This window comes from Conyzicola sp. (genome assembly GCF_046714715.1).
GTDB lineage: Bacteria > Actinomycetota > Actinomycetes > Actinomycetales > Microbacteriaceae > Conyzicola.
In genome coordinates, this window is record NZ_JBKKAD010000130.1 from 1 (window position 1) to 2,799 (window position 2,799).

Genomic DNA, 2,799 nt, shown 5'->3' on the forward strand with positions numbered 1-2,799 from the left:
CGCTGACGGCGACGCCGGGAAGGGCACGTAGCAACGTCGCCAGCTCTTCAGCGACGGCCACCGATCGGTGTTTGCCCCCTGTACATCCAACAGCGATCGTAGCGTGTCTCTTGTTCTCGCGTTGGTAGCCGGCCAGCACGGGCGACAGCGCGGTGGCGTAGGCGTCGACGAACTCGCGCGCCCCCTCCTGGCCGAGCACATACTCTTTGACCTCGGGATCGAGGCCGGTGTGGGGCCGCAGTTCGGGAAGCCAGAACGGGTTGGGCAGGAAGCGTGCGTCCGCAACCAGGTCGGCGTCGGCGGGCAGGCCGTACTTGAACCCGAAGCTCAGGATCGTCACCTGGGCTCCCGGTGTCTCGGCCTGGGCGAACCTCTCCTGGATGGTGGTCGCGAGCTGGTGGATGTTGAGTTCGGAGGTGTCGACGATGAGGTCGCTGCCCGAACGCAGTTCCCTCATGAGCTGCCGCTCCGCGCTGATGCCGTCGAGCAGGGTCCCGTCGTCTTGGAGCGGGTGCGGGCGACGCACCTGCTCGAAGCGGCGCACCAGCACGGCGTCGGTCGCCTCGAGGAAGAGCACCTTGACGTCGGCGTTCTCGCGCATGGTGGCGACGGCCTCCTGCACGTCGGCGAACAGCTTTCCGCCGCGGACGTCGACGACGGCGGCGATACGCGGCAGCGCGTTGCCGGCGTGCTGGGCCAGCTCGACGAGCGGGCGCAGCATCTGCGGCGGGAGGTTGTCGACGACGTACCAGCCGAGATCCTCGAGGGCGTTGCCGACCGTCGAGCGTCCCGCGCCGGACATGCCGGTGACGATGAGAAGTTCCTGACGATCCCTGTGAGTGCTCATGAGGGTCTAAGGATACCGAGCGAAGGTGTCACGGGTTACGTAACCCCTCGACGATCTGCTGGGCGAGGGCGGCACCGATGCCTTTCACCTCGGTGATCTGCTCGACGCTGGCCGCCCGGAGGCGGGTTATCGAGCCGAAGTGGGTGAGCAGATCGGCCACGCGCTTCGCTCCGAGCCCCGGGATGTCGGCAAGCCGGGAGGTGATGTCGGACTTGCGACGCTGACGCTGGTAGGTGATGGCGAAGCGGTGCGCCTCGTCGCGGATGCGCTGGAAGAGGAAGAGGGCGTCGCTGTTGCGCGGCAGGATGACGGGGTAGTCGGAGTCGGGCAGCCAGATCTCCTCGAGCCGCTTCGCGATACCGCAGAGCTGGATGCCCGTGACGCCCGAGTCGTCGAGTGCGCGCTGGGCCGCGGCCACCTGGGGCTGGCCGCCGTCGACGATCAGCAGGTTGGGCCGGTACGCGAATCGCTTGCGTTCGACGGCTACATCGTCGCCGCCGACGACGAGGGTCGCATCCGTCGACAGGGCTATCGCCGCCTCGGCTGCCTCCCCCGCGTCGGGCTCGTCGTCGAGGTGGGCGAGCCGGCGCATGAGGGTCTGGTAGATCGACTCGGTGTCGTCGGTCGACTCCGCGATCGAGAAGCGCCGGTACTGGTCTTTGCGCGGCAGCCCGTCTTCGAAGACCACCATCGAGGCGACGATGTTGGTGCCGCTGAGGTGGGAGACGTCGTAGCACTCCATGCGCAGGGGCGCGTCGGACATGCCGAGGGCCTCCTGGATGTCGGCGAGGGCCTGAGAGCGGGCCACGAAGTCGCCGCTGCGCCGCGTCTTGTAGAGCATAAGCGCGTTGCGCGCGTTCGTGGAGACCGTGAGGGCGAGGGCGGCCTTGTCGCCGCGCTGGGCGACGCGCAGGGCGACCTTGCCCGGTGCCTGGCGCAGGTCGGTGAGGAACAGCTCGAGTTCTGCGGCGTCTTCGGGCAGGGCCGGCACGAGGATCTCGCGCGGCGGCTCCTGGTCGCCGTAGGCGTTCTGCAGCACGGTGTCGACCAGCTCGGGCAACTCGAGGTCGAGCTCTTTATCGACGACCCAGCCGCGCACACCGCGGATGCGCCCGCCGCGCACGATGAACTGCTGCACCGCGGCGGCGAGCTCGTCGTGCGCGATGCCGAAGATGTCGGCGTCGACCTCGTCGTTCAGCACGACGCTGCTCTTCGACAGGGCGTTCTCGAGGGCGGAGAGCTGGTCGCGGTAGCGGGCGGCCGACTCGTAGTCCATCTCCTGCGAGGCGGCCATCATCTTCTTCGAAACCTCGGCGGTGTAGCGCGTGTCGTTACCGCCCATGAACGAGGCGAAGTCGAGCGCGATCGACTTGTGCTGCTCCTTGCTCACGCGACCCACGCAGGGCGCCGCGCACTTGCCGATGTCGCCGAGCAGGCAAGGCCGACCGGTCTGCTCGGCGCGCTTGTAAGTGGCGTCCGAGCAGCTGCGCATCGGGAACGCCTTGAGCATCAGGTCGACGGTCTCCCGGATGGCCCACACCTTGGTGTACGGGCCGAAATACCGGGCGCCCTTGAGATTCTTGTTGCGGGTGACGAGCACCCGCGGAACCGTCTCGCCGAGGGTGATCGCGAGGTACGGGTAGCTCTTGTCGTCGCGGAACTTGACGTTGAACGGCGGGTCGAACTCTTTGATCCAGGTGTACTCGAGCTGCAGGGCCTCGAACTCGCTGCCGACGACGGTCCATTCGACGCTCGCCGCAGAGAGCACCATGCGCCGGGTACGCTCGTGCAGGCTGCGCAGCGGCTGGAAGTAGTTGGCCAGCCGCGCGCGCAGGCTGTTGGCCTTGCCGACGTAGAGCACGCGCCCGCCGGCGTCGCGGAAACGGTAGACGCCGGGCGCGGTCGGGATCTCCCCCGCCTTCGGTCGCCACGTGACGGTGTCGCTCATGGCC

2 protein-coding genes are annotated in these 2,799 nt (G+C 68.1%); both read right to left on the bottom strand.

Annotation, left to right across the window (positions count from 1 at the left end; all coding sequences use genetic code 11):
- Nucleotides 1-847 (bottom strand): RNase adapter RapZ (gene rapZ / locus ACLQ6X_RS09740; protein ID WP_411699972.1); only part of this gene is annotated, 847 nt, incomplete at its 3' end.
- A 28-nt stretch (nucleotides 848-875) separates the two neighbouring features.
- A complete protein-coding gene (uvrC, locus tag ACLQ6X_RS09745; protein ID WP_411699973.1) occupies nucleotides 876-2,795 on the bottom strand; it encodes an excinuclease ABC subunit UvrC in 1,920 nt (639 codons plus the stop codon).
- Nucleotides 2,796-2,799: the final 4 nt, after the last annotated feature.

Coding starts and splice junctions, on each gene's coding strand:
- uvrC (WP_411699973.1), bottom strand. CDS start 2,795: ATGAGCGACACCGTCACGTGGCGACCGAAGGCGGGGGAGATCCCGACC.